This window comes from Helicobacter sp. MIT 11-5569 (genome assembly GCF_000765695.2).
Lineage (GTDB): Bacteria > Campylobacterota > Campylobacteria > Campylobacterales > Helicobacteraceae > Helicobacter_D.
Window position 1 is genome coordinate 1 of record NZ_JRPB02000026.1, and the last position, 3,268, is coordinate 3,268.

The window sequence follows — 3,268 nt, forward strand, 5'->3', positions numbered from 1 at the left end:
TAAATTCTCTCCACTCAAACTACCATCTAATCCTTCTCCTAAGATAGAATATCAAAGAGAACAATGGGAAGGGATAGGAGAAATAAAGAAGAGTAGTAAGGGAGAAAAGAAAGTAGAGGTGGGTAGAAAGATTTCTAGTGTTGTTCAAGAAGAGATTCCTCCTAATGTGATAAGAATAGAAACACAAGATGATAGTGGAGAGTTTATGATTCCAATTGCTCCTTTAAGAGAGAGTGAAATGGTTGAAGAATGGAAGCAAGAAGTTTTAAAAGATAAGATTGTAGAAGTATATTTTAGTTATGGTGAGGAACAAATAAGACTACAAGAATATTCAAGACATTATACTGATATGAATTTACATATTATTACTAAAGATTGTATGGATAATGAGGAGATAGAATTAACTTTAGAATCCTCAAATCATCAAAGATTCACAACTTGTGCTAAAATATATCATAATGAAGCAATAATAAGGAATGTGTTTAAAGATAAGTATATTGTTGTAGGAGAGGTTAAAGTTTATGCCAAATCAATTAATTCTTAGAATAGAAATTAAAAGACCAAGCTGGAGCAATGTAAGCAAGGCTTATAGGGAGATAAATGAGGTGGGCAAAAAAGAATATGATGAAGTGCTAAAAGAATCAGAATTGCACGACACAGAAACATATCGTGCAGCAGAATTAATTCAAGCCCAAAAAAGGTATGAAAAGGTAGGGGGACAAGCATTGAGTGAGTTTAATAGAGATTCTAATACTTATATCAATACTTGTGCTTTGCAAGTAAGTTATGCTTTAAATTATGGGGGAATGCCACTTATGGACGATAAAGTAAAGCTGACTAGTGGGACGAAACTTAAAGGAAAAAATGATTATAAATATTATACGGGAGTATCTGGAATAAAAGAATTACTGTTAGAAAATTGGAAACGATTAAAGCCTTATTCTAGAACGAATAATAAAGATTTTTATAAAGTATTTTATAACCACAAAAAGGAACCTTTTGAAACATTGGCAAATAGCTACGGAAATATTCTTAATGAACAAAGAGTGGAAGAGATATGCAGAGATAATTTAAATTTTTTCAATACTTTGCAGTCTTTAGGCATTAAGGGTATCGTAACAATGAATATTGATGGTTGGGGAGATGCAGAGGGGCATACGACTTTATGGAATGGAAATCACTTTTTAGACGATACAAATTATTTAAATGATGGGAGGAAATTTGTATTTGTTAGAGAATTGTGTTTTTGGGAATTAAAGTAAAGGAGATGTAAAATGAAAAAACTTTTATTGGTTTTGCTTGTGTGTGTCAATAGTTTATATGCAGAATCAGATGGGGAATGTTTAGGTATAGACTTTATATCAAGTCGCCCCCCTAAGAAAGTAGATAGTGAATTTCTCTTTTTTGCAAGAGCAAGAATGATAGATACAGCGAAAAAATTTGGAATTGGAATTTGCCTTGATTATTATGGGGTTTCTCCGAAAATAGAGATAATGGAAGCAGAATGGTTTGACTTATTTTTTCAACAAATAGAAAAAATAGGCAATACAGATAGCTCTCGGTGCTATACAACAAACAGGAGAAAACAATTAAAAAAAGATATAGAAGCCTATGTGGTATCACAACCAAAGGGCAAATCAAAAGTTAATACTTGTCTTCGCCTCTACGATTCCCCCGACTACCATTCCGAAATTGAACGCATTGTTAAAAAATATTGCAAAGATTGTAAATAATAATATAAAATATATTATAAATACTCATTCCACCAATTCCCCTTATCTTCTAAAAACTACTTTAGAAAAAGACAAATGGGTTTAATAGGAATAAGTCTAAAAGGTTATCCTATATTAGTGATTCCTAAAAAGAATAAGATTAAATTCTCTCCACTCAAACTACCATCTAATCCTTCTCCTAAGATAGAATATCAAAGAGAACAATGGGAAGGGATAGGAGAAATAAAGAAAAGTAGTAAGGGAAAAAAGAAAGTAGAGGTGGGTAGAAAGATTTCTAGTGTTGTTCAAGAAGAGATAGGTGATGAATCTCAAGACAATCAAGAGGATATCAAACGAAGAGCTAAGGAGATAAAAAATAAATTAAATGGGGGCAAAAATAGTGTTACCATAGAAACAGATAATAGGCGTATCAGATATGATTTAGATGGTAAAGCGCATCATGAAAAACCATTGGATAAAAAAATTGATACTCCACATAAAGTAAAGTATGTTAGAAATGTAAATCCCAAAAATCCAACTTTAAGTAATTGGTCAAAAAAAGGTGGAGTTAAACCAATGTCTCATGAAGATTTGGATATTGTAGAAGATTATTTGAAAAACAAAAAGAAGAAGGACAAATGAAATTTAAGAACATAAAATACGGAATCTTATTTGAAAGAGAATTTTACTTGCAAGATACAAAAATAGATTTGCGAAATGATTTTTCTGTTTGTGCTATTAAAACGCATGAAAAAACTTTAGAAATAATTTTTAAATCTACAAAAAAACATATACAGGATTTAAAAATTATTTTTTTTAATCATAAATTGTTGCATTTAAAAGCATATTGCGATAGTTTTGATAACATAGAAGCTAATTTTGTTGATATAATAAGAAATAATTGGGACGATACAACAGATTATATTGAAAAAGAAAATGAAATGTTGCTTACTATGTATTTTGATAATGATTTAGAATACATTACTTTAACTTGCGAATATTTTGATATAAATTTTATAGATTATCAATAATGCTTGATTAATTATAGAGTGGGTTCTAAAACATATAGCTAAACCATTTATATACATAATAAAAATCCTTACATAAACAAAACTATTCATATAAAACAAGGAGAATAAATGGCAAAACTTAAAGTGATTTATGGATTAGGGTATCCTATTTTTTTATACAAGCACTCAAGTGGGACAGGATATAGTAACGATGAGGCATTAAGCAAATTCTGCAATAACGATAAAGGGCAATATTTTGAAATGGATTTGTTCTTAGACTATTTGAAGCATACTACAAAAACTGATATATTATTATCGTTTGAATATTTATTTTTAGGGCTCATTGATGATGAATTTTTCGCAAGAAACGAAGTGGATTCAATCACTATTCAAGTCTATTGTATAGACAACCTTGATGATAACCTCTCTCCTAATCCACCTAGACCAACTTATATTAGCGAATACATTAATGTCATAGGACAACTCTTCCTAGCAGGTTATATTGATTTTGGCTCATATTGTGATGATGAGGATAGGAGTAAGATA

5 protein-coding genes and 1 pseudogene are annotated in these 3,268 nt (G+C 30.2%); all 6 read left to right on the forward strand.

The features are described 5' to 3' along the window. Window positions 1–544, forward strand: a 544-nt coding sequence (locus LS70_RS10250) for a hypothetical protein (protein ID WP_236096476.1), incomplete at its 5' end; no start/stop codon positions are given. Further along, window positions 522–1,262 (forward strand): type VI secretion system amidase effector protein Tae4, encoded by a 741-nt coding sequence (locus tag LS70_RS09680; RefSeq protein ID WP_081949652.1) that lies wholly within the window; start codon window positions 522–524, stop codon window positions 1,260–1,262. The genes LS70_RS10250 and LS70_RS09680, both read left to right, overlap by 23 nt. 12 nt (window positions 1,263–1,274) lie before the next feature. Continuing rightward, window positions 1,275–1,733 (forward strand): hypothetical protein, encoded by a 459-nt coding sequence (locus tag LS70_RS09685; RefSeq protein ID WP_034286946.1) that lies wholly within the window; start codon window positions 1,275–1,277, stop codon window positions 1,731–1,733. A 75-nt stretch (window positions 1,734–1,808) separates the two neighbouring features. Continuing rightward, a complete protein-coding gene (locus LS70_RS10115; RefSeq protein ID WP_201273988.1) occupies window positions 1,809–2,354 on the forward strand; it encodes a hypothetical protein in 546 nt (181 codons plus the stop codon). Continuing rightward, window positions 2,351–2,743: a hypothetical protein gene (locus LS70_RS09695; RefSeq protein ID WP_034291521.1), complete on the forward strand. Its 393-nt coding sequence runs from the start codon at window positions 2,351–2,353 to the stop codon at window positions 2,741–2,743. The genes LS70_RS10115 and LS70_RS09695 overlap by 4 nt, the downstream gene beginning before the upstream one ends. Window positions 2,744–2,851: 108 nt before the next feature. Continuing rightward, window positions 2,852–3,268: pseudogene (locus LS70_RS09700) on the forward strand (hypothetical protein); the annotation flags it as partial.